The 23588-nt window shown below is 72.2% G+C and carries 15 protein-coding genes; 5 read left to right on the plus strand and 10 right to left on the minus strand.

The window, feature by feature from the left end:
- The first annotated feature begins 73 nt into the window (after window positions 1-73).
- The 3 genes from WMF14_RS40115 (at window position 74) to WMF14_RS40125 (ending at window position 2376) form a co-directional block, all read left to right on the plus strand.
- Window positions 74-841 (plus strand): SDR family NAD(P)-dependent oxidoreductase, encoded by a 768-nt coding sequence (locus WMF14_RS40115; protein WP_437795160.1) that lies wholly within the window; start codon window positions 74-76, stop codon window positions 839-841.
- Between the two features lie 221 nt (window positions 842-1062).
- Window positions 1063-1425: a GFA family protein gene (locus WMF14_RS40120; protein WP_437325245.1), complete on the plus strand. Its 363-nt coding sequence runs from the start codon at window positions 1063-1065 to the stop codon at window positions 1423-1425.
- Window positions 1426-1617: 192 nt separating this feature from the next.
- Window positions 1618-2376: an NAD-dependent deacylase gene (locus WMF14_RS40125; RefSeq protein ID WP_437795162.1), complete on the plus strand. Its 759-nt coding sequence runs from the start codon at window positions 1618-1620 to the stop codon at window positions 2374-2376.
- Between the two features lie 311 nt (window positions 2377-2687).
- On the opposite strand, the gene WMF14_RS40130 is transcribed toward WMF14_RS40125, so the two are convergent.
- The 9 genes from WMF14_RS40130 to WMF14_RS40170 all read right to left on the minus strand — a co-directional run bounded on the left by WMF14_RS40130 (window position 2688) and on the right by WMF14_RS40170 (window position 18165).
- Complete coding sequence (locus WMF14_RS40130; RefSeq protein ID WP_437795164.1) at window positions 2688-3293, minus strand: Uma2 family endonuclease; 606 nt, start codon at window positions 3291-3293, stop codon at window positions 2688-2690.
- Between the two features lie 78 nt (window positions 3294-3371).
- The gene (locus tag WMF14_RS40135) at window positions 3372-8009 is read right to left on the minus strand and encodes a capsule biosynthesis protein CapB (protein WP_437795167.1); all 4638 of its coding nucleotides are present in this window, start codon (window positions 8007-8009) and stop codon (window positions 3372-3374) included.
- A 153-nt stretch (window positions 8010-8162) separates the two neighbouring features.
- Complete coding sequence (gene ypfJ, locus WMF14_RS40140) at window positions 8163-8996, minus strand: KPN_02809 family neutral zinc metallopeptidase (RefSeq protein ID WP_437795169.1); 834 nt, start codon at window positions 8994-8996, stop codon at window positions 8163-8165.
- A 193-nt stretch (window positions 8997-9189) separates the two neighbouring features.
- Complete coding sequence (locus WMF14_RS40145; RefSeq protein WP_437795171.1) at window positions 9190-10359, minus strand: hypothetical protein; 1170 nt, start codon at window positions 10357-10359, stop codon at window positions 9190-9192.
- A gap of 252 nt (window positions 10360-10611) precedes the next feature.
- Complete coding sequence (locus tag WMF14_RS40150) at window positions 10612-11610, minus strand: ADYC domain-containing protein (protein WP_437795174.1); 999 nt, start codon at window positions 11608-11610, stop codon at window positions 10612-10614.
- Window positions 11611-11740: 130 nt separating this feature from the next.
- Entirely contained in the window at window positions 11741-15886 is a 4146-nt protein-coding gene (locus tag WMF14_RS40155; RefSeq protein ID WP_437795175.1) for an nSTAND1 domain-containing NTPase, read from the minus strand.
- Between the two features lie 403 nt (window positions 15887-16289).
- Window positions 16290-16742 (minus strand): hypothetical protein, encoded by a 453-nt coding sequence (locus tag WMF14_RS40160; RefSeq protein ID WP_437795178.1) that lies wholly within the window; start codon window positions 16740-16742, stop codon window positions 16290-16292.
- 12 nt (window positions 16743-16754) lie between these two features.
- Window positions 16755-17390 (minus strand): hypothetical protein, encoded by a 636-nt coding sequence (locus WMF14_RS40165; protein ID WP_437795181.1) that lies wholly within the window; start codon window positions 17388-17390, stop codon window positions 16755-16757.
- A 73-nt stretch (window positions 17391-17463) separates the two neighbouring features.
- On the minus strand, window positions 17464-18165 hold the full coding sequence (locus WMF14_RS40170; protein WP_437795184.1) for a hypothetical protein: 702 nt from the start codon (window positions 18163-18165) through the stop codon (window positions 17464-17466).
- Between the two features lie 382 nt (window positions 18166-18547).
- Here WMF14_RS40170 and WMF14_RS40175 point away from each other — a divergent pair, with 382 nt between their 5' ends.
- Window positions 18548-20296, plus strand: coding sequence for a sigma-54-dependent transcriptional regulator (locus tag WMF14_RS40175; protein WP_437795187.1), 1749 nt, complete (start codon window positions 18548-18550; stop codon window positions 20294-20296).
- Between the two features lie 147 nt (window positions 20297-20443).
- Entirely contained in the window at window positions 20444-21133 is a 690-nt protein-coding gene (locus WMF14_RS40180; RefSeq protein WP_437795190.1) for a hypothetical protein, read from the plus strand.
- On the opposite strand, the gene WMF14_RS40185 is transcribed toward WMF14_RS40180, so the two are convergent.
- A complete protein-coding gene (locus tag WMF14_RS40185) occupies window positions 21122-23551 on the minus strand; it encodes a protein kinase domain-containing protein (protein WP_437795193.1) in 2430 nt (809 codons plus the stop codon). The two genes, WMF14_RS40180 and WMF14_RS40185, sit on opposite strands and share 12 nt — an antisense overlap.
- Window positions 23552-23588: the final 37 nt, after the last annotated feature.

Raw genomic sequence — 23588 nt, forward strand, 5'->3', positions numbered from 1 at the left:
GCGCGGTATTCTATCTCCTGGCGATCCCCGCGGGGCGCGGCGGGCACAATGCTCGTGAAGACAGGAGGTCCCCATGAGACTGCAAGGCAAGATCGCGCTGGTCACAGGGAGCAGCCGGGGCATCGGCCGCAGCATCGCTGTCCGGTTCGCCCGGGAAGGCGCCGACGTGGCGCTCACGTACCACAAGAGCAAGGAGGGCGCCGAGGAAGCCCTCGCCGAGGTCGAGGCCGCTGGGAGGCGAGGTCATCTGTTCGCCGTCGACGTCGCCTCCGTCCAGAGCGTGCAAGGGCTCATCCAGGAGGCCGTCGCGCGCTTCGGCCGGCTGGACGTGCTTGTCAACAATGCCGGGCTGGAGAAGCGGGCGCCGTTCTGGGAGGTGACCGAGGAGGACTACGATGACGTCATGAACACCAACCTCAAAGCGGTGTTCTTCGGGAGCCAGGCGATGGTCCGTCACCTGCGCGAGTCGGGGCGCCCCGGCAAGATCATCAACATCAGCTCGGTTCATGAGGATCTTCCGTTTCCCCACTTCGCGTCGTACTGCGCCAGCAAGGGCGGCGTCCGCATGCTCACGCGCACGCTCGCCGTGGAGCTGCGCGGCACGGGGATCACCGTGAATGCCATCGCGCCGGGCGCGATCGAGACGGCGATCAACGCCGCGCTGCTCAAGGATCGCGACAAGCTGAGCGCGCTGCTCGACCAGATCCCGCTCGGCCGCCTGGGTAAGCCAGAGGACGTGGCCGGGCTCGCCGTGTTCCTCGCCTCGGCGGACGCCGATTACGTGACCGGCTCGACGTACTTCGTCGATGGCGGGCTGACGTGGAACTACGAGGAGCAGTAGGCGGGGCACAGCCCCTCGCCGGGGAGCGGCGTCGTTAGACCGCCTGAGTCGAGAAAAGTTTCCGACAGGATGCAATGCAGCGCGGCCGAGGCCGGCGCCGGCGCCCTGCCGCTGCGATGCCTCGGCGCGGAACGTCTTTTGCCCAGGTGTAGAGGTGTAGCCCTCCACGACACATCGCATTTTTGCGTCACGCAGCCAGCTCCTTGTGGCACCATGCGCGCATGACGGAGATCAAGACCTATACAGGTGGCTGTCACTGCGGGAAGGTTCGCTATGAGGTCAAGGTGGACCTGAGCAATCCCGTGGTCATGTGCAACTGCTCGCGCTGTTCGAAGCTGGGCGCGATGCTGGCCTTCGCGCCGGTGGACCAGCTCACGCTCAAGGAGGGTGGCGACGTTCTCACGGACTACCAGTTCAACAAGAAGGTCATTCACCATGTGTTCTGCTCGGTCTGCGGCGTCGAGTCGTTCGCGCGGGGAGTCGGTCCCAACGGACAGGAGATGTGCGCCATCAACGTCCGCTGCCTGGACGACGTCGATATCGACGCGCTCAAGACCATGAAATTCGACGGGAAGAGCCTGTAGGCGCGCCCGGGCTGGCCGGGGCCGCGGCGAACGCGGGCGCGGCCAGCGCACCGGGCCAGGGGCCCGGAGGCCGGGGCCGCGGCCGACCGTGGCCGGCCCGGCGCCCGCGCTCGCGCAGTTCTTGGTTCTTGCTCGCGCCCCTGGCCAATCCGCAGGCGCGAGCCCGGGCGACGCGGGTAGACTGCGCGCTCGATGTCGATCGAACGAGCAAGCGCGCTCCTGGCTTCCGCCCGCTCAGCCCTCTTCATCACCGGCGCGGGGGTCTCCGCGGCCTCTGGCATCCCCACCTACCGCGGGATCGGAGGGCTCTACAGCGAGAAGGCGACCGACGAGGGGCTCGCCATCGAGGAGGCGCTCTCGGGCGAGATGTTCCAGCGGCGCCCGGAGGTCACGTGGAAGTACGTCCACCAGATCGAGCGCGCGTGCCGCGGCGCGCGGCTCAACGCCGCGCACGCGGCGATCGCCCGGTTCGAGCGCCGCCTCGAGCGCTGCTGGGTGCTCACCCAGAACGTCGACGGGTTCCACCGTGGCGCCGGCTCCACGAACGTCATCGACATCCACGGAGATCTCCACCGCATCCTCTGCACGCGCTGCCCTTATGAGGCGCACGTCGATGATTACGCGGAGCTCGCCCCGTGCCCGCGCTGCCCGGCGTGCGCCGCCGTGCTCAGGCCCGATGTCGTCCTCTTCGGGGAGATGCTCCCCCTGGAGAAGGTCGAGATCCTCCGGCGGGAGCTCGCGCAGGGGTTCGACGTGGTCGTCTCGATCGGGACGTCGAGCCTGTTCCCCTACATCACGAGGCCGGTCCTGGAGGCCGCGCACTCCGGGGTTCCGACCATCGAGATCAACCCGGCGCTCACCGCGGTCTCCGCCGCCGTTTCGGTGCGGCTTCCGATGCGGGCTGTCGAGGCGCTGGAGGGGATCCTCTCCCGCATCGAGACCGGCAGCTGACCTTTTCCGCGCGCTGCGTGGCAGCTGCTCGGCCTGCCACCAGACGACGGCAAAGACCGCATTGTTCAGCGCTGGCTGCCCGTCGAGTCGGTATTCCGCCTGAACTCGTCCCTTGAACAACCATCACGTTGTTCAAGCGAGAAATGAACCGCCAAGACGCCATAAGACGCCAAGACGCCATAAAATAAAACAAATATCTTGGCGTCTTATGGCGTCTTGGTGGTTCGAAATTCTGTGCATTTCGGGCAGTTTCAACCCGTTTGTCGCTCTATTTCGTGGAATGACCCGGCCGGTGGCTGAGCCGGAGAAGGTTACTCGGCCGGCTCCTCATCCCCCAGACGGTCGAGCTCGCCCCAGAGCTCGTCCAGGTCGACCACCAGCCCGTCGCAGGCCGGCACCGCCTCGATGCGCCCGCCCGCGGCTGCCTGCGCCCACACGTAGCGCCCGTCCGGCCCGAGCTCGTAGATCTCCAGCATCCTCGTCGCCGGATCGAGCAGCCAGTACCAGCGCACGCCGAACGCCGCATACTCGCGCAGCTTCTCGATGCGATCGCGGTGGACATCGCGCGGCCGCGGCGAGACCGCCTCGATCATCACGTCCGGCGGGCGCCGCATGGGCCCGCGCCGCGGCGGGGGCCTCTGCCCGGGCAGCACCATGGAGACGTCCGGCTTGCGCCCGCTGCCCTTGCGAAGGAGGTACTTGAGCTCCGAGCCGGCCACGAAGCCGCCGCGGGCCGCCGCCCACGCGCCGAGCACCCGGATGAGCCACATGACGGCGGTCTCGTGGATCCAATCCGGCACCTCTTCCTCCACGAGCACGCCATCGACGAGCTCGCCCGGCTCGTCCTCGGCGAGCTCCAGCCACGCCTCATCGCTGAGGCTGTCCGAGCTGTCCCGAGCAACGGCGGCGCCAGCCATCACGGCTTGCGAGGATAGCACGCTTGCCCCCGCCGACGGCAGCAGCGCTCCCCTCCCCGGCTGCCCGCTTCCACCCCGTCACCCCGGCTCCGCCGCCGCCCCCGGCGGCGCGGCCGGCTCGGCCTTCTTCGGCTGCTTCTTCCGGCGGCTCTCCAGCCACGCCCTGCGCTTCTCCACCCACTTGGCGAGATCCTTCGCCAGCCAGCCGCCCTTCTGCCGCCCCACGATCTCCCGCAGCAGCAGCGCGGCCTGGCCGTGGCCGATGCGCATCGCGAACAGATCGTCCATCACGATCTTCGCCCACCGCGTCCGGCGCACCGAGTCCATGTGATCGACGAACTGCTCTATCCGGAGCAGCACCTTCGTCCCGACCCCCGTCTTGCCCGTCACCACGAGCGCCGCCGTCTTCTCCTTGTCGAGCGCCTCGAGCCTGCGGATCGCCCCGTCGATCAGGTTCGCGTGCTCCGCCCACCCGGCGCCGCCCTGCTCCTTCGCCGCGCGCGTCGCGGCGAGCGCCTCGCGCAGATCGATCAGGCCGAAGTCCGAGTACGACAGGAAGAACGTCAGCACCTCGCGCCGCGCCGACGCGTTGCTCTGCATCCGCTCGATCGCGGTCCTCACGCGATCCATCGAGAGCCACCGGTAGACGAAGTCGAGCCCGGTCCCCTTGATGTTCTGCGACCCCATCAGCCGCGCGTCGAACCCCGGCGGGATCTCGCGCGTGATGAAGTCGATCACCTTGTCCCCCTTCGCGTCGGCGTTCCACAGGACCGCGATGCGCTCGAGGCACAGCTCGCGGAACGCCACCCGGAACGCCTGGTTGGCCTCGGCGTCCGCGCCCCGCGACAGCGCCGCCTCCACCTCCGCGCGCGCCTTGTCGCGGCGGGCGAGGCGGCGCGACAGCCGCGCCGCGTGGTGGATGATGTCCGGGCGGATGTCGTCCTCCCCCGCCGGCGGCGCGTGCGCCTCCAGGGCCTGCTTCACCGCCGCCTCGATCGCCTCGGGCTCCCCCTTCTTCCCCGCCACCGCGGGGCCGCCCACGATCGCCGCCGCCGCCGCCTCGTCGATCGCCGGCAGCGCGCGCAGCATCCGGGTGAGATCCTCCTCGAAGGCGCCCGCCCGCGCCGGGACGCCCAGCTTCTTCATCTGCTCGTCGAAGCGCTCGAGCGCGCGCTCCTTGCCCCCGTCGCCCGTGATCACCATGTCCCGGAGCCGCGCGTCGAGCCCCTCGGTGATGAACTGCATCATCCCGCCGAGGTTCGAGTTGATCAGCACCACGTGATCGACCCCGATGTCCTCCACGATGATCTGCGCGAACACGCGCGACCGCGCGACCCGGTCCGCGCGGTTGTTCACCACCATCACCGTCGCCTTGCCGGGCGTCGCGTCCATGTCGTGCTTGTCGAACGCGAGCCGCGTCCAGTTCGACATGAACCCGGCGCGCTCGTTCGCGCTCATCCCGTTCGAGAACGTCAGCTTCCGCCCCCGGTACTGCACCGTCGGGTACGTCTTCAGGACGCCGAGATCGAGGATCACGTGATCCGCGATCTCGACCAGCGCGAACTCGCGATCGACGCCGAAATGGTCCGCGAGCGCCAGCACCAGCGCCACGTTGCGCGGGTGCTCCTGGTACGGGAGCCGATCCAGGAGGTCGACCGGCAGGAGGTCCGCGTCGATCGGCGGGATCGCGACGAGGTTCGTCCCCTTCCGCTGCGCCTGGTCCTTGAGCAGCGGGAGCATCTGCTCCTCCGTCGTGAACGACAGCCCGTCCGTGGGCATGAAGCGCGCGATCACCCGGGCGACGTCCTCGCCCCCGGGGCCCTGGATGTCCTCGTGATCCGGGTAGGCGTTCGTCAGCGTCGTGATCTCGTCGCGCATCCACTCGGAGCAGAGCGTGTCCACGAAGAGCGGCTGGAGCGCCATGCACTCCCACAGGAACACCTGGGCGCGGAGGTTCCGCCCGGCCGTGAGGATGTTCCGCTGCTCCCAGATCGTCGCCTTGTCGTACGGGCGGTAGATGAAGATCTCCTGCGCCGGCAGGTCGCGCATGGCGTGGATGAACATCGCCTCGCAGCCGGTCGTCTTCACGACGACGTCGTAGCGGAGCGCGTGGAACAGCGCGGCCTTGAGCCGCTCCGAGCCGCTCTTGCCGCGCGTCCCCCAGCCGCCGATCGTGAGCGGGATGCCCCGGCGGGCGCGCTCGATCTGCGCCGCGATCCACGCGGCCCGCAGCACCATGTACGCGAGGACGAGGAACACGATCCACGCGAGCTGCGTCGGGACGTTGCCCGCCGGAGAGACGAGGTACGAGAAGAAGCCGTCGATCCAGACGGGCACCGACGGGCCGGCGAGCCAGTCGCGGCCGCTCTGGAGCACAGGCGGCAGCGCGACCGCGAGGTACTTGACCGGCAGGTGCGGCTCGATCGCGTACGGGCGCCCCTCGACCTCGCCCCCGGTGTCGCCGAGCGCGACCGTGAAGCCGAGCTCGCCCGTCATCAGCGTGAACTTCTTCTGCTCGGCCGGCTCCTGCGCCACGAGCGCGCGCATGCGGGCCTGGGCGTAGCGGTCGTAGCGCAGCGTGAGCAGGGCGCGGGCGCGCAGCCGGTGCGCGAGCTTGGCCGGGCCGCGCACCGTGACCGTGCCGCGCGCCGTGATGAGGCGGATCTCGCGCTGGGTCAGGCTGGCGGCGGCGAGCAGGTCGTCGATGCGCGGGACGAACGGCCCCCAGCCGCCGACGGGCGGGTAGACGTGGCGCTCGCCCGGCACGCGCGTCGGCGTGACCTCCGCCATGCCGACCGGCGGCGCGACGAGCTCGCCCGCGAACAGGCGGCCGCTCGTGTGGATCCACCCCTTGCGCTTGTCCGGCATCGGCGTGCGCATCTCGTGGACGAGCCGCCAGAGGCGGAAGCCGCGCGGCTCGCCGCGCGTGAGCAGGTACCGTCCCCGGCCGCGGCGCCGCAGCGTGTACGTCATGTCGCCGCGCGACGCGACCGCGAGCGCGCGCTCGACGTCCCTGGTCTCGGCGTCGGCCGGGAGCTCGACCGGCGCGCTCTCGCCTTCCAGGAGCTCCGACGCCGCGGCGAGGAGCGTCTGGCGGATGTGCTCGGCGACCGGGCGGCTCTCGACCTCGAGCAGCCGCAGCGCGGCGGCGGCCTCGTCCGACAGGTCCGGCGAGATCGCCGGGCGGCTCGCGAACTCGGCGAGCAGCTCGACGAACGTCCCCGGAGGCAGCGGGGCATAGGGCCCGGCGCAGAGCGTGCGCACCGCCTCGAGGGCCGCGCGGGACGCGAGCGGCGGGCCGGGCTTCGCGAGGGCGAAGCGGACGGCGCGCTCGGCGAACGGGGCGGCGTCCGCGTGGTCGGTCGCGTGCCGCGAGAGCTCCCGCAGCGCGTACCCGCGGACGCGAGGCGACCCGTCGCCCTCGGCGAGCTCGACGAGCGCCGTGAGGGCGTCGGCGCCGCCGAGCTCGACGAGCTGGCGCACGAGCTCCTGGCGGACGTGCTCGCTCGGGTCGTCGCGGGCGAGCAGCGCGATGGCGAGCGGGTCCACGCTCGCGGGCGCCATGCGGGCAGGCGGCGCGCCGGCCGCGGGATCGGCGCTGAGCCGGGGCGCCGAGTCGGGCGCGGGCGCGTCGGGCGGCTCGGCGCCCTCGCGGGCGCCTCCGGAGGCCGCGGCGGTCTCCGGCGCGATGCTCGACCGGCTGGCGCGGCTGGCGCGGCTGGCCTGCGCGCCGCTCCAGCGGCGTGGGTCCAGCGCCGCGCCGGCGAGGCGCGCCGCGCGATCGAGCGGGATCACCGGGGCGGACGGGCGCGCCGCCGCGCCGAGCAGGCGCAGGGCGTTGCGGCGGAGGATGGGGCCGTCCTTGTCGGCGGCGTCCCGCGCGCGCAGGCGCTCGGCCAGCAGGGAGAACGCCTCGTCGGGGAACAGGAGGACGCCGATCTCGAGGGCGGCGATCTGCACCCAGCGGGACGCGTTGACCCCGCGCGACCACGCGAGCACGGAGCGGGCCGCGTCGAGCCCGAGGTGGCCGAGCCGCTCGCGCGCCGGGAGGCGGTGCAGGAGGGCGACGGCGGCGAGCAGCGCGGCCCGGCGGACGGGCGCGGGGCGGCTCGGCTCGGCGTGCGCCACGGCGAGCCGGAGGACGCCGCCGTCGCGGGCCACGTGCAGCGCGTCGGACGGGTCGTCGAGGTGCTGCGCGAGGTGGGTGAGGGCGTGGTAGGCGACCTCGATCTCGTCGAGCCGGTCGGCGATGGCGGTGGCGAAGCGCTCCTGGGCCGCCTCGAGGTCGAGGTTGCGGCCGAGCGCCGAGAGATCGCCGGCCTGCTCGACGCGCGCCACGGCCCAGCCGAGCAGGGAGGCGGCGCCGCTCCTCTCGCTCTGCTTGCGCTCTCGCGCCCAGACGCGGAGCTGCCGGGCGAGGAGCTCGCGCCGCTCGGCGGGGGTGGCGGCCGACTGGTAGGCGAGCACGAGCGCGGACTCGGCGCTGCGCAGCCGATCGACCTCGGCGGCCGCGCCGTCCGCGCACCGGGCGAGCGCTGCGAGCAGCGCGGGCCTCGGGTACTCCTCGTCGCCCAGGTCGGCCGTGACGCGCGCGACGACCGTGGCGATGGCGCGCGGGCGCAGGCGCACCTCGATCTGAGGGAGGCTGTCCTCGATGACCTCCAGGATCGACCGCGGCGCGGAGGTCCAGGAGTCAGGCGCCTCGCGCGAGCTCACGGCGCCTCCGGGGCTGGGGCAGAGCCCCGAGAGAAATGGAGCGCACGAAGGTGAAGGGGACGCGCACGAGGGCGAATGCGACCTTGCGACGTGGAGCGAGGGGCACCGTGCGGCGAGACCATCGGCGGGCGAGCAGCGTACACCGCCGCCTGTTCAGGGCGTGCCCTCCGCGAACGTGTCGCAGTCCTCGACGCGGCCGCCCTGCATGCCGCGCTTGAACCAGGTCACCCGCTGCGCCGACGAGCCGTGCGTCCACGTCTCCGGGTTGACCCTGCCGGTCGCGGCCTTCTGCAGCCGGTCGTCGCCGATCGCGGACGCGGCCCGGAGGGCCTCCTCGACGTCGCCCGCCTCGAGCAGGTCGCGCTTCGCCGTGGAGTGGGCCCACACGCCGGCGAAGCAGTCCGCCTGGAGCTCCATCTTCACGGAGAGCGCGTTCTTCTCGCCCGGGCGCGCGGCCTGCAGCTGGCGCAGGCGGCGCTCGGTCCCGAGCACGTTCTGCACGTGGTGGCCGATCTCGTGGGCGAGCACGTAGGCCTGGGCGAAGTCGCCTGGCGCGCCGAACCGCGCCTTGAGCTCGCGGTAGAAGCCGAGGTCGATGTACGCCGTCCGATCCGCCGGACAGTAGAACGGGCCCATCGCCGCCTCGCCGATACCGCAGCCCGACCTCACGGAGTCGGTGAACACCGTCAGCTGGGGCGCCGGGTAGCGCTGCCCCATCTTGCTGAACACCTGCGTCCACACGGCCTCGGTGTCATCGAGGACGAAGGAGACGAAGTCGACGAGCCGCTCCTCCTCGGGCGAGCTCGCGCGCCCGCTCTGCGCGCCGGGGGTCGCGGCCCCCTGACCGAGCCCCGACAGGAGATCCTTGCCGAAGACCAGCGAGAGCACGAGCAGGATCACCGTCCCGCCGACACCGAGCTTCGCTCCGCCGGATGCGCCGCGGAGGTCTCGGAGGTTCGCACTGCGTTTCCCAGGTGTCCAGCGCATGGCCAGCGCATGTATAGCGTGGACTGCGCATCGGGTGGTACCTTAGCTTTCGGTCAGGACGTGAGGGTATTGCTCGCCTGGCGGTGCCGGCCTTGTCGCGCGGCGCGCGAGCGAGCGAATCGCCCCCTGCGCCTCGCCACGAAGGACACGAGGCCTCTCTCGGCGTCTCCCGAGAAGACACCTCTCTGCGCCTTCAGGCGTCCTGGCGGTATCTCTCCTCGACTCGCCCGGTGCTCCGGGCAGCGCTGCGCTCCCAGAGCCCCAGCGCGCGCGCGCACGGCAGCACCACCTGGGCGAGCGCGGCGCCCTGCAGCGCGCGCACGTCGGCCCCGCCGAGGTGGCCGTGCGCCGCGAGCGCCGCGGCGCGGCCGCCGCCCGGCTCGGCCCCCGGCGGGGGCGGACGCTGCAGCGACGCCGCGACGGCCTCGAACACCTCGGCCACGGCGCGGCGGACCGGCTCGCCGCCGGCCCCGATCGCCCACGCCACCGTCAGCCAGGCGAACTCGGCGTGCCGGGACTCGTCCTCCGCGATCACCTCGAGCGCCGCCCGCACCGCAGAATCCTCGGCGCGGGCGCGCTTCTCCGCCGCGATCACCGCGGCCACGGTCTCGCCAACGCAGCCCTCCTCCGCGGCGGCGCGCGCCAGCGCCACGAGATCCGCGGCGATCGGCACCGCCGGCGGCATGGGGAACGCCGATGGTCCGACGGGGGCGCCCCGGTAGGCGGCCGCGAGCGAGAACCCGAGGCGGGCGTGGCCGACCTCGTCGAGCGCGGCGATGTGGGCGGCCTCGACGAGCGACGACGGCGCTCCGTGCGTCATGAGATCCAGCGCGAAGCGCGCGAACGACGCCACCGACGCGTGCTCCTCGAGCGCGCTCCGGAGCCAGCCGCCGGCGAGCGTCTCCCGCTCCTCGTCCGTCAGCTCCGCCAGCGAAGGCTGCTGCCCCCCCGCGCCGCTCGCCGTCGCACGCCCGAGCCATCCGGCCTCCGCCTCCCGCGGCGCCGCGGTCACCCGGTGCCCCTCGAGCGTGAACGGCCGGCCCTCCATGGGGCAGGTATCGCTCAGATCCTCGGCTTTCACCTCGTAGCAGCACGCGCCGTCGCGCAGCTCTCCGTCGCTCTCCACCGACACGACCCTGTCTTCGCAGTGCCAGTAGATGCTCTCGAACTCCTCCCACGCCTGCCGGCGGTCCAGGCACGCTCCGAGGTCCTCGTGCCACTCGAAGCACCGGATGTCGGCGGGCTCGGCTTCGGGCTCCCCGCAGCCCGCAGCTGCGACGAAGAGGGCAGCGGCCGTCGAGGGGCCGGCGCTCAGGAGGAAACGGGCGATGAGCGTTCGTCGAAAGGATCTGTCGAGCAGCATGGCGTGCACCTCCAGCCCATGCCTGCTGCCTCATGAGCGCTACGAGGAGCCTGGAACAGGGCGGCTTGTGCGGGCCTCTATCGCAAGCCATGTACCACCGCCGGTCGCAGCTCGATCGCGTGGGAACCAGCGGTCTCTGCGGGAAGCGCGGCACACCTCCCCTCGATCGTCGCGCCGCAGCGCTGACACACTCCGGCACTCCCCGGCCCGGGCGCGGGCGTGACCGCGCCCGGACCTGCGCGACGGCGCCGCCTACTGGGGGCTCACGTTGGTCGTGAACGACGCGTTCCGCAGGAGGCGCCGCTGGCCGAGCGGCGTCGTGAAGCCGTTTTCCTTGTGGAAGGTCGAGCCGATCCCGCCGCAGCTCGGATCGTCCCCGGCCCACCGCTCCGGGCAATGCGCCAGGATGTAGTCGCGATCCGGATTGCTGCCGCCGGGGCCCTTCCACCGGGTGTGCTTGACGCAGGCGGCGCCGTCCGCCGTCCACTCGGCCTCGAGGCTCATGCCAGAGCCCACCGTCTCGGTCTGGATGCCGAGCGCATCCCAGACGTCGATCGCCGTCCCGGTCTGCGTGTGCGGCACGCCGTCGCCGCAGTAGTCCGCGCGCACCATGCGGATGCACGCTTGATGGAAGTACGAGAGATCCCTGTCCTCGCAGCCGCTCGCAGCGCACTCCGCCTCGGCCTCCCATTCCCTGTAGCCCCACTCGGCGCACTTCCCGATCGCCGCGCCCTGACAGGCGAACGTGAACATGCCCCCGTCGTCCGAGTGAGCCCCCGTCACCGCGTCCCACGTCCCCTTCACCGGGATCGCGTCGAGGCCCTCGCCGCAGATGTTCACCCAGACCCCGGGGCCGGCGTTGTGCTTCACCGTGTAGTAGAGGATACCGTCGCGCTCGACGACGTTCGTGATGCGGACGGCGACCGACGACCCATCGTCCAGGACCGCCTCGATGTCCGCGCCGATGAAGTCGGCCCCGGCGACCGGCGCGCCGTCGCCCTCGCGCGTCCCGACCAGCGTCGTCGCGTCCAGCGAGACCCCGTTGAACCGAACCCCGTTGAAGCGGACCCCGTTGAACCGAACCCCGTTGAAGCGGACCCCGTTCAGGTTCATGCCGTTGAGCCTGCTCATCGCGAACGAGCTCTCCGCCAACGCTTCCTCGTCCTCGCCGCCGTCGATCTCCGCGACGCAGCCGGCGCCGACCGACAGGAGCAAGACCATCGACCCTGCCAGGAACCCTCGCTTCAACATGATCGCCTCCGAACGCTGCCGCTAAAGCCGTGACGCCTTGCGCATCGACGGTCTTCCCTCCGGCGGTCGAGCCCCGATCACGCGAGCGATGAACCCCGCGGCGGTCCGAGCGCCGCGGGCCTCGTCGCCTTCACGGTGGTGGAGGGAACGAGGCACAGATGCGGAGCCCGATCACCGGGTCGAGGAAGGTGCCATCAACGACGGTCCGGTTGTCACTTCGGACCGAGGTTTGATCATAGATATAAGCACCACCTCGCAACAGCACTTTGTCGGTCTCGATCGAAGAGATGGCCCACTCCAGCACGTTTCCCGCCATATCATCGACCCCGAACGGACTACGTGAGGCGGGGTGCGAGCCCACCTCATCCGGCCCCATCGTGGAGCTCTCCTTGCCGTAGGTCTCATCGAAGTTGGCGTCGCCGGGAGACAGCCTGTCCCCGTGCGGGAAGATGCGGCTGTCGGCGCCCCGCGCCGCGCGCTCCCACTCGTAGTCGGTGCAGAGGCGGGCTCCGCGGACGCGGCCTGTCCTGTGGAGCCACGCGGCATACTCGGTGGCCTGAGCGAAGGAGATGCCCGTGACGGGGAAACGAAGCCAGTCCTGCTGCGCGCGGACCGCCCGCGATGGATACACGAGCGGCTCCCCTGCCCGCGCCGTATACGCCTGCACCGTGGGCTGGATCGTGAGCTGCCACACACCGTTTGGCAGGCGGCGCAGCCCCAGGGCGCCAGTCATGGCGCCATTGCCCGCCTGGATGGACGAGCTGCCGCGGGACTCCTTCGGGAGCGCCTGGATGTGGTCGAGCCACTCCTGGAACGTCGTCTCGTGCCGCGCGATGAGGTACGCGCCTGTGCGGATCTCGTGGAGAGGAACGGTGGAGAGGAACGCCCACCGGTACATGTCGTCGAGGGCGGCGCCGAAGAGGAACCGACCCGGCGGGATGTAGATGTACCCGGGAGGAACGTCCCCGGCGTGCGGCAGCGGGATGGAGAGCTTCAATGACTCTCCGCGTTGGACCAGGAACGGATAACGCACGATGGTGCGATTCCGCGCCTCGCAGGTGAGGAGGTAGGAGCCCTGCGCGAGCGCGATGCTCGCGAAGGGCGTCGTCCCGAGGAGGCGCTGTCCGACCAGCTGCCGGCGCCCCTCCGCGTCGCTCTCGTACCGCTCCAGCGTGATGTCCGCGCCGGGGGGATCGGTCTCGATGGCGACCTCCGCGGGCGCGTTCCACCGCTGCCGGCGCTCGCCGTCGGGATCGTACGTCGTCATGCGCTGGAGCAGCTCGTCGCGCAGCGAGGCGTGGCCGCGCGCGTCCGCGGCGAGCGCGCGCTCGTAGAGCACGTCGCCGAGCCGCGCGCGCGCGTCGTTGCGGGCGCCGTCGAGCGTGAGCGCCGCCTCCAGCTTCTGGCTCACCTGCAGCTGCAGCCGCTCGACCTCGGCGGCGCGCCGCTGCGCGCGCTCCCAGAGCGCCTCTCCCTCGTCACGGAGCCGGCGATCGAACGCGGAGAGCGCCTCCGTGCGGAGCGCATCGGCCTCGGCGCGCTCGATCGCCGCGGCGGACGAGGTGAGCGCGGCCTCGTGGATCTTCCTGTCCGCCCGCGCGGCGAGCTGGCGCGCCGCCCTGAGCTCCAGCGTGCCATAGAGCATCACGGCGACGAGCGGGACGCCCACGACGAGGGCCCACCGGACCGCGCGCTGCGTCAGGACGGCGCGCCGCGACGCCCTCAGGAACGCCGCCTCGCGCGGCGGCAGGTCGGCCGGGTCGAGGCCCCTCGCCTCCTTGAGCTGGCGCGCGCTGAAGAGCGCGTCGCGGCGCCGGCCGAGCCGCTCCCACTCGGCGGCCGAGGCCTCGAGGCGCTGGCGCGTCGCGCGCTGCTCGCGCTGCTCCTCGAGCCAGTGGCGCAGCGTCCCCCAGCCGTGGATCAGGGCCTCGTGGGCGATCTCGTAGACCGTCCCCTGCTCGCCTTCGCGGGCGAACAGGAGGCGGCCCTGCACGAGCGCGTCGAGCGCCGCCCGCGCCGCACCGTCGCCGCCCTTCTCCGCGAGCTCGCCCTCGGCGCGCCGCGCCCGCGTGCCCTGCGGGGTGATGAGCGCGCCGAGCAGCCGCCGCGCGGCCGCGTGGACCTCGGGCGGCATGCGGCCGAGCACGCGATCGGCGTGGCGGGCGAGCGCCCCCTCGACCCCGCCGATCTGCGCGAGATCGGCGCTGCTGAGCGGCGCGTCGGGCGCGGCGCGGGCGTCCCAGAGCTCGGCGAGCGCGAACTGGAGGAGCGGCAGCCCGCCCTCGGCGCGCGCGGTGGACTCGACGAGCGCGTCGACGACCGCGTCGGACTCGAACGCGACGCCCTTGGCCCGCGCCGGCCCGGTGATGGCCTCGCGGAGCTTGTCCGCCGACATCGGGCGGAGCAGGTAGAGCGCGCGCTCGATGTCGTCGCCCAGGCCGGAGATGCCGGCGACGCGCGCGAGGAAGTCGCCGCGCACCGTGGCGAGCAGGCGCAGGGAGGGCGAGCGCGCCGCGAAGGCGCTGAGCACCTCGCCGACGAGCGCCGCCTCGCCCGGGCTGCTCAGCGTCGCGAGCTCCTCCATCTGGTCGATGAACAGCACGAGCCCGCCGCGCTCTCCGAGCCGCGCGCGCAGGTCCCGGGCGAGGGAGCCCGGCGCGGCGCGCACGGCCTCGGCGATGCGCTCGGCGGGGGCGCCGAGGACCGGCTCGAGCGCGGCGGCCAGCGCGGCGAGCGGGTGCCGGCCCGGCACCATCATGGCGGTCTGGAAGGCGCGCCCGCCGCCGAGGGCGCCCTCGAGCACGAGCGAGAGCACGCCGGCCCGGCAGAGCGAGGACTTGCCCGAGCCCGAGTCGCCGGCCACGACGATCATCGGCTCGGAGCGGAGCCGGTCGAGGATCGTCCCCGTCTCGGAGCTACGCCCGTAGAACACGGCGCGGTGCTCGAGATCGAAGACGAGGAGCCCGCGGTAGGGGTTGCCCTCCGGGGCGACGGAGGCGTGGCGGCTCCTGGCGAGCAGCTGTTCGAGCGCGTCGCGCAGCTCGTCGCCCGAGGCGAAGCGGTCGGCCGGGTCGATCTCGAGGCACCGCTCGATGACGGCCGCGAGCCGCGGGTCGACGCCGGGCGCGAGGGCGGCGAGGGGCCGGGGCGCATCGCTCTGGACGACGAGCGGGAGCTCGCCCATCGGCACGTCGTGGTGCGGCGGGACGCCGGCGCAGAGCTCGAAGAGCAGCGCGCCGAGCGAGTACACATCGGAGCGGCGCGTCGCGAGCTCGTCGCGCCACAGCTCGGGCGGCAGGTAGTGGGGCGTGCCGCCGCCGACGCTCGTCGTCGCGTCGAGCAGCCGCGCCGCCATCTCGGCCGCCTCGCGGAACTCGCCCTCGAGCGGCTCGTCGCTTGGTGCGATCGCCGCGTCCGTATCGCCCTGCGCCCCTCGCAGGGCCTCGCCGCCAGAGAGCGCATCCGCGCCGAGCGAGTCGGATCGCCCTCCGGGGCTGTCGGATCGGGCCCCGGGCATGTCCGATCGCCCCCCGGGACTGTCGGATCGGGCCCCGGGCATGTCCGATCGCCCTCCAGGGATGTCGGATCGCCCTCCAGGAACGTCAAATCGCGCTCCAGGGATGTCGGATCGCCCTCCAGGGATGTCGGATCGCGCCCCGCGCGGGTCGGGCCGCACGGCGGGCTCGAGGAGCTTGGCGAGGCCGAAGTCGAGGAGCTTCGCCTCGCCCTCCGCGGTGAGCACCGCGTTGGCCGGCTTGATGTCGAGGTGCAGCACGCCCCGGCGGTGGGCGGCAGCGAGGCCCCGCGCAAGGCCCGCCCCGAGATCGAGCACGCGGCGCGAGGGCATCGGCACGTCGACGCGGTCGAGGCTCTGGCCGCGGACGAACTCCGAGACGACGAACAGCCGCCCCCGGAGCTCGCCCACGCGGAAGACGGCGACGACGTTGGGGTGGTGGATGCGGGCGGCCGCGCGCGCCTCGGCGAGCAGCCGCGCGCGCACCTCGGCGTCCGCGGTCGCTGCGCGGATGAACTTCACCGCGACCATGCGGTCGAGCAGCGTGTCGTGCGCGAGGTAGACATCGCCCATGCCGCCGCTGCCGAGCTTCTGGAGGAGCCGGTACTCGTCGAACCGGCTCGGCGGGTGGAAGCTCGACGGGCCGGGGCTCTCCGGGCCGAAGCTCGACGGCGGCAGGACGTCGCCCGCCCGCGACTGCGTCTCCACGCCGCCGGGGCGCAGGATCGCCTGCGAGAGGGTTGGAGAAATCTTCTCTTTCACGAGGGTCCGCCCCGCGCCGGGCGCGCGGGGAATATACCCGAGCTGAGCGTTCCCCGTGGGGTCCGCCGTCCGACGCCGCGCTGCGCGGCGGCTCCTGGGTCTCCCTCGAGACGACCACCGAGCCGTTCGTGACCGAGGTGCTGACCGGCGGGGGCATCCCCGCCGCGGCGGCCGCGGCGATCGAGCGCGTGTCAGGCGTCGTGGACCCGATCGGACCTGTCGCTCGCCATCAGGCTGCCCTTGGACAAGGCCATGAGCGTCATCTCTGTGGACGTGAAAGGAAGCGGCCGCGACGCGTCGCGATCTACGTCAGCGCTTCCTCTGCGCCGGCCGCGGTCACGGCCTGCTCAAGCCACCGATGCAACGTGGGCACGCCGCGGCGGTGGCGTCCATGTACGCGGCGTCAGACGGTGGCGACGAGCACGCCGATCCCGCCGCCGATGGCGAAGATCGCGTTATTGTGCGGGTTCGCCGCGAAGAGCTGCATCGCGTTCAGCGCGGCGTCGCTGTAGCCCAGCCCCACCACCCAGCGGGTGCCGGGGTTGGGGATGTACCTGGCGATCTTCGAGAGGTCCGCATCGATACCCCCCATGATCGCCGCGCCGGCGTTGTTGGCGCTCTCCACCTTCAGCTCGATGGCGTAGATGCCAAGGGCGTCCTGGGCCAGGATGTCGAGCACCAGCGCCTGGTTCGGGGGAGGATAAGGCACCTCGCGCGCCGCCTGGACCTGGTTCGCCCGCAGCTGCATGGTGAGCTCCACCTGCATCCACACCTCCCACCCTGCTCCTGTGGTGATGGCCGCCACGATACGCGCGGCGTCGTTGATGATGAGGTTCTGTAGCTGGAGATTGGTCATTGGTCCCTCGCTTTACTCACTCACGTAGAAAGTGTTGTCCTTGTCATTGAAACCCACGGTGGCCGTCGGGCTCTGGCTCGTCAGGGTCAACGAAAGCGCCGTGTCCGGGACCCTGCACAGGACGGTCCCGCCCGACGCGGCCGAGGTCAGGAAGATCCAGGCGGACGCGCTCGGCGCGAGGACGGCAGATTCGTTGTAGAGGACCGGCAGGGCGCTCTCCGGCGTGCAGACCGGCGCCCCGTTCACGACCGCCTCCTGGAGGAGGCCGAAGCAGAAGCCGTTCCTCATCTGGTTTACAGCGGTGAAGGCGTCGGCCACGCCGCCTGCCGCCGCCGAGATCTGCCCGTCCTCGAGGGTGTAAATCCACCCGGGCTCTGCCGCGGGGCTCCACGCGCCCACGTCGATGACCGCGCCGGGAGGTAGCGCCGAAGACGAGGCGTACACAGCGTAGCTCTCGGTCCAGGTGATCCGGTTGGTCTGGAGTGGCTGGAAGACCAGCCACCCGACTGTCACGGGCGGGAGCGCCGCGAGCCGGGCCGCGTCGACCAGCGACGCGACCCCCTTCACCACCGCAACGCGCTGGCCTGCGCCGTAAATGGCCTGGAGCCCTGCCGAATCGATGCTGATGTCGATCTGGTACTGGGTCATGGGCCACTCCTCCCCGCGGCGCGGCCGGCACACCGACATCGCCCGGGGACCGCTCAAGCGCGGTCCGCCGCCGTCACCCCTGTCGCCCGAGCTGCGCCAGCCGGCTCGCGCCCGCGCCGATGCTCCGCGCGTAGCCGTAAGGAGAGACGAGCTGCGAGCCGACCAGATAGAAGGAGTTGTCCGTGTCATTGAACCCGATGTTCGCGGTCGGGTTCTGGCTGGTCAGCGTGACCGTCAGGGCGTTGTCGGCGACCTGGCTGATGACGGCGCCGTTGTCCACGCAGGACGCGAGGAAGATGGAGATCTCCTCCTGCGGCGTGAAGGTGGCGCTCATGTTGTAGGGCACCGACTGGGTGTTGAGCGGGGCGAGCGTCTGCACGTTGTTGACGGTGGCCTGCTGGGCCAAGCCGAAGGTGAAGTTGCCAGGCATCTGGTTATCGACGGTGTAGGTGCCGCTCGCGCCGCCGGGGGTCCCGGTGAACTGGGCGGTCGAGAAGGTGTATGTCCAGCCGGTCTGGAGCGGCGCGGGCGCCCGCGAGGTCATCGCGATCGTGGCGCCCGACTTCGCTATCGTGGTGCTCGCGTAGGCGTAGTAGTTCTCGATCCAGGTCACGAGGTTCGACTCGAGCGGCTGGAACTGGACCCAGGCGATCGGCAAATTGCCCGAGGCGAGCGGGTTCGCGACGACGCTCTTGACCAGCGTCACGGCCAGTCCGCTGCTGTAGATGGTCGTGAGAGCGTTGTCGTCGATGGCGATGTTCAGCTGATATTGCATGGCAGTATCCTCCACGAGAGATGACGATGACTGGGTATGCGCCCGGCGCGACGCTCTTCCGGGCGCCTGCGCGTTCGGTACGCTCACCTCCATCGCAACCGATGTGCCAGGGCCTGAGCCCTCTCTCTCCATGCCTGCGCGCGCGCCGCGAGCAGGGCTCGCCGGCCGGCGATCGCGATCCGGAGCGAGGATCCGCGGGCGAACGACCTCCCTGAAACGGCGCGGCACCGCGCTCCGCGCGCCGGCGGCGCGTACGGATATGACGAGGTTGCGTACGCGCGAGACGATCGGCGCCGCGCGCCTGGCGTGCTGGCGCCGCGCATCGACAGGACCCTGGAGCTGCTCGCTCTGTCGACCTGCCGTGCAGTATCCTGGGCTCGCCATGACCGAGAAGATGACGGCGCTGCTCGCCACCCTCGCGCGGACGACGACCTTCGACGAGGCCGCGACCGCGACCCTCCGGGCCATGCTCGCCACGGCGGACGAAGCGCTCCGCGGCAGCCCCTTCGCGGCGCGGGGCAAGCTACTGCGCGCGATGGCGCACCTGCGCCCCGCGGACGGCTACCGGCAGCTCACGGTCGTCGAGCATGCCCCCGAGCCCTCCGACGAGGAGGAGCCCGAGAGCGCTCCGGAGCCCGAGGCGGCGCCCTCCTACCTGCCCTCCGCGACGGCGTGGCGCTGGGTCGCGGAGCATCGCTGCGCGGTGTCCATCGACGTTCAGCTCCGGCAGGTCAAGCCGCACGCGCAGGACGTCGGCGCGCTCGTCCAGAAGGGCATCGCCGGCGAGCCCTTCAACAGCAAGGAGAGCCGGCAACGCCTGCTCGGGCGACAGGCCACCCACGTCCATGCGCTGCCGCTGCGCATGCCGGGCGGCTCCATCGACGGGATGATCTCGCTCGAGGCGAACTGCCGCCCCGCCATGGGCAGTGACTTCATCTGGCTCGCATGCACCGAGCGCCTCCAGCTCCTCGCCGACCTCGCCGCGCCCTACCTCGCGGCGCTGCCTCTCGGCCCCGTGGCGGCGAGCGCGGCCGACGAGTTCTTGCCCGTCATCGGCCCCACCATGGCCTCGACGGTGGAGATGCTCCGTGTCTTCGCGCAGCAGGAGGAGACCATTCTCCTCAGCGGCCCCACCGGCGCCGGCAAGTCGCGGCTGGCGCGCTGGTGCAAGGAGCAGTCTCGCCGCAAGGGCGGCGCCTTCGAGAGCCTCGATCTGGTCACCGTGCCCGAGGACCTGCAAATGGCCGAGCTCTTCGGGTGGAAGCGGGGCGCCTTCACCGGGGCGCTCCGGGACAACAGCGGCTACGTGGCGCGCGCCCAGGGGGGCACGCTCTTCATCGACGAGGTCGACAAGCTCTCGATGCGGGCGCAGGCGGGGCTGCTCCACCTGCTCGAGGAGCGCTCTTATCGGCCCCTCGGCGAGGGCGCCGGCGAGCGCCGCGCCGACGTGCGCTTCCTCGTCGGGACCAACACCGATCTCCACCGCAAGGTGCAGGAGGGGCGCTTCCGCGAGGATCTCTATTACCGGATCAACGTGCTCCCCATCAAGGTGCCCCCGCTCGATGCGCGGGCCGACGAGATCCCCCTCTGGGCCGCCTACATGCTCGAGCGGCGCCACCGCGAGACCTGCCCGGACGGCACATCGCGCCTCGATCCGGAGGCGCATCGCGCCCTCGTCCAGCATCGCTGGCCGGGGAACCTGAGGCAACTCGATAACATCGTCCGCCGGGCCTACACGCTGGCCCTCCTGAGCCACGGCGCCGCCCCGCGCGAGGTCCTGCTGCACGCCGAGCACGTCGAGCGAGCCCTCGACTACGAGGCGAGCGGCGCGCCGCGGTCGCCCACGGAGCTGCTCCACGAGGCGGCGCAGAGCTTCGTGCTCGCGGCGTCCCAGCGGGAAGGCGGGCTCGATCTCGACCTCGGCGATGCGTTCAAGGGCTTCGTGCTGGGCACCGCCATCGTGGAGCTGGGAAGCCGGGAGGACGCGTTCCGGCTGTTCGGGCGGGGCGCGCTGGTGGAGAGCCGCAACCATTACAAGACGCTGAAACGGGAGCTGGAGAAGGTCGAGGCCCTCTACCGCGCCCTGGGGCAGGAGGGGCGATTCCCCTTCCGGGCGCTGCTCGAGGGGTGAGCGCGCCCTTCGTCCGCCGGGGACGCGGGCCGCCGGCGATTCGCCCCTTGCTCGAAGAGGACCCGCGGGTCGTCGCGCCTCGGGCGTGAACACCGCTCTTGCTCATCTTGCCAAAGGAGCGACGTCGTTCCCACCTCGGAGGAAACCATGAATCGTCATCTCGTGTTACCGGTCCTGTCTCTCGCAGCCGCCGCCCTCGTCGTGTCCGGGTGCCACGCGCAATCTCCCGCGGAAGGCTCGCTCGCCCGTGGGCGCAAGCCTACCAATCAGATCGACGTGGGTGGCTATGTCATCACCGCTGCCGGCAGGACCGTGGGTGGGGCATACGCCGTGCAGAACGGCAACTCCATGACGGAATTCTGGGTGCGATCCCGCTCCTACTGGCCCAAGATACCGCCCATCACCATCACGGGGGCGTCCCCGCAACCGGCGTCGTGCGCGGCGTGGTGGAGCAGCGTTTGCGACCTGTCGAAGGGCGTGTACTACACGACGACCGTCACCCCGCAGACGCCCGTCTGCCCCACGTCCTCCGAGCCAATCACATCGCGAGCTGCGTTCCTGTGGGCCGGGGACTACCAGATCCAGGGCCCCAGCAAGGTCGCCTCCGCGTGGATCCACGTCGACGGCACCGGCGAGTACTGGGCGATGGACGAAGAGCTCAACGTCGACGGCGGTGCTATGTCCCTGACGACGACAAGCAACTTCAGCAGCTACAGCGCCTTCGGCACCTACGCGTGCCAGCAACAAACCTCGGCGTGGTTCAGGCCTTCGTACAGCAAGTGGACCGTGGTGGGCCCGTGCGACAAGAACCCCCCGCCCGGGTGCTCATCGCAGTAGGCATCCGGCATCCAGCGCCTCCGCGACGGAGAGGATATCCATCCGCTCACCCCAGCGCCGACGCGGGATCGCCGCCGTGAGGGGCCCCGCCGCCTCCCGCAGCGCCGGCTGCACCGCCGGGCAGACGCGCGAGAGCAAGGCCAGCGCCTGGATCCCGACGCCCGGCGCCGAGCAGCGGGCCGCGCGCTCCGCCAGCGCGAGCGCGTCCGCTTCGGTCCCGGGCCCGCCGCACGAGAGCGCCAGGGACCGCGCCAGGAGCACGCCGGCCTCCGTGGTGCCGACGAGGCTCCGCGCCGCGCGCTCCGCCAGCGCCAGCGCCTCGTCGAGCCGCCCGGCGCGCCACGCCACCGTGGCTTCGGTGAGGCACACGGCGCCTTCCAGGAACGCCACGTCGAGCCGCGCCGCCAGCTCGACGAGCTCGTGGTCGGGAGCCTCCGCCTGACCGCTGCGGTACGCCATGGTGCGCAGGAGCCACTCGGCGCGCCCCTCGAAGTAGGCGTGGCGGCAGCCTCGGGCGAGCGCGCGCCCGGCCTCGGCCTCCTCGCGCGCCGCGTCGAAGGCGAAGGCCTCCATCAGCGCCGACGCGCCGTTGAGCCGCGCGTCGATCCGCGCCGTGGTCCAGCGCGCGGCCTCGGCCGCCCAGGCGTGGAGCTGCGCCGCTTCCTCGAAGCGCCCTTGCCGGTAGCGGAGCCGCCCCAGCCAATCGGCGAGGCTGGCCTCCGCCTCGGCGTCGCCGCGCGCCGCGGCCCACGCGGAGACCTCGGCGAGGACGGCCTCCTCCCGCTCGGCCGGGCCGCGGCGCGCGGCGAGCACGCGGAGGTGCTGGCGGACGCGGTCGAGCTCGAGATCGGCGAACGGGGGCACCGACGCGTCGAGCATGGCGAGGGCGCGATCGCTGCCCATGGTGCGCACCGCCAGCGCCGCGCGGACCAGCCCTTCCAGGGCGGCGAGCTCGGCGGTCCGCTCACCGGCACGGCAGATCTCGTAGAGCACCCGATCCAGCGCGCGCGGCTTGCCGTCGGAGATGGCGATCCGCACCCAGCACCCGAGGAGCCGCGCCTCTCCCCAGCCCTCGCCCGCGCCGCGCCGCCGGGCACCCCGTCGCGCCGCCAGGAGTCCCTCGGAGAGCACCGCGATGGCGCGCCCGAGCTGCCCCGCATGGGCCAGGGGCAGCGCCGTGGTGACGGCCTCCGCCGCGACGTCCGCGGCGGAGGCCCCGCGCCGCGCGTCCTGGCCGGCGATGAGGTGGAATAGCCGCCCCGCCGCGCCGGGCGAGAGCTCCCGCGCCGCCGCCCGGTGCTGCTCGGCGCTCTGTCCCGCGGCGGGCGTGGGCGCGGATGGCCGCATGGTGCGCTCCGCCTCCAGATCATCGAGCGCGTCGCGATCGATGACGAGGCGCTCGCCGTCGCGGCGCGCCAGGCCACCGTGCACCCACGCGGCCACCTCCGCGGCGACGCGATCCGGGTGGCCCTGCGTCCGCACCCAGAGCTCGTGGGCCGCGTCCTCCTGCAGATGGAAGAGGCGATCGGGGCCGGCGAAGAGCGACCGCAGCTCGGCCTCGGCGACGGTCGCCTGCGGGAGCGCCGCTCCTTCGAGCAGCTCCGGCACGCCGTGGAGCTGGCCCCGCACCTCCTCCGCGGACCGGGGCCTATCCTCCGGCGCGCGCGAAAGGAGGCGATCGATGAGTCGCGCCACCGCGAGGGGCACGTCGGGGGCGAGCTGCTCCAGCGGCGCGACAGGCCCGGTGAGCCGGGCGCGGAGGAGCTCGGCGAGATCACCGGCCTCGTGCGGGAGGCGGCCGGAGAGGCTCTCGTAGAGCATGACGCCGAGCGCATAGAGATCGGTCGCCGGGCTCACCGGATCCCCGAGGATCTGCTCGGGCGCAAAGTACGCCGGGGTGCCGAGCAGCGCTCCATCGGAGGTCGGCCCTTCGGCCACGGCGCCCCGGAACGAGAGGCCGAAATCGAGGATCGTGGGGCGGCCCTCGGCGTCGACGAGGACGTTCTCGGGCTTGAGATCGCGGTGGATGACGCCCGCCGTATGGATACGCCCCAGCGTACGGAGCAAGCGCGCGGTGACGCCGGCGATCGCCGCCCAGCGACGGGGCTCGACCTGGCCAGGGAAGGGGGCGCCGGCGAGATGTTCCATGACCACGAAGGGGATGCCTTGATCGATGCCCTCGTCGAGCATGCGGACGACGCCGGGCAAGCGCAGGAGCCGCAGCGCCGCGACCTCGCGGCGCACGCGGGCCGGCTCGTTGCCAGCGCCGCGGTCGAGGAGCTTGACCGCGACGAGGGTGCCGGTGAGGAGGTCGTCGGCCGCCCAGACCTCGCCGAAGGCTCCGTGCCCCAGACGGCGGCGGATCGCGTAGCGACCGGCGATGGGGGCAGAGCTTGCGCTCGGGATGGGGGCGAGCACGATCGGCATCGTAGCGGATCGGCGCGCCTCGCCCTGC

This window comes from Sorangium sp. So ce693 (assembly GCF_051521375.1).
Lineage (GTDB): Bacteria > Myxococcota_A > Polyangia > Polyangiales > Polyangiaceae > Sorangium > Sorangium atrum.

What these genes read in the sequence shown, in the direction of transcription:
- WMF14_RS40125 (WP_437795162.1), top strand. Translation starts at nt 1,618, where the DNA reads ATGTCGATCGAACGAGCAAGCGCGCTCCTGGCTTCCGCCCGCTCAGCC.
- WMF14_RS40130 (WP_437795164.1), bottom strand. Translation starts at nt 3,293, where the DNA reads ATGGCTGGCGCCGCCGTTGCTCGGGACAGCTCGGACAGCCTCAGCGAT.
- WMF14_RS40120 (WP_437325245.1), top strand. Translation starts at nt 1,063, where the DNA reads ATGACGGAGATCAAGACCTATACAGGTGGCTGTCACTGCGGGAAGGTT.
- WMF14_RS40115 (WP_437795160.1), top strand. Translation starts at nt 74, where the DNA reads ATGAGACTGCAAGGCAAGATCGCGCTGGTCACAGGGAGCAGCCGGGGC.
- WMF14_RS40165 (WP_437795181.1), bottom strand. Translation starts at nt 17,390, where the DNA reads ATGACCCAGTACCAGATCGACATCAGCATCGATTCGGCAGGGCTCCAG.
- WMF14_RS40145 (WP_437795171.1), bottom strand. Translation starts at nt 10,359, where the DNA reads ATGCTGCTCGACAGATCCTTTCGACGAACGCTCATCGCCCGTTTCCTC.
- WMF14_RS40150 (WP_437795174.1), bottom strand. Translation starts at nt 11,610, where the DNA reads ATGTTGAAGCGAGGGTTCCTGGCAGGGTCGATGGTCTTGCTCCTGTCG.
- ypfJ (WP_437795169.1), bottom strand. Translation starts at nt 8,996, where the DNA reads ATGCGCTGGACACCTGGGAAACGCAGTGCGAACCTCCGAGACCTCCGC.
- WMF14_RS40170 (WP_437795184.1), bottom strand. Translation starts at nt 18,165, where the DNA reads ATGCAATATCAGCTGAACATCGCCATCGACGACAACGCTCTCACGACC.
- WMF14_RS40175 (WP_437795187.1), top strand. Translation starts at nt 18,548, where the DNA reads ATGACCGAGAAGATGACGGCGCTGCTCGCCACCCTCGCGCGGACGACG.
- WMF14_RS40180 (WP_437795190.1), top strand. Translation starts at nt 20,444, where the DNA reads ATGAATCGTCATCTCGTGTTACCGGTCCTGTCTCTCGCAGCCGCCGCC.
- WMF14_RS40160 (WP_437795178.1), bottom strand. Translation starts at nt 16,742, where the DNA reads ATGACCAATCTCCAGCTACAGAACCTCATCATCAACGACGCCGCGCGT.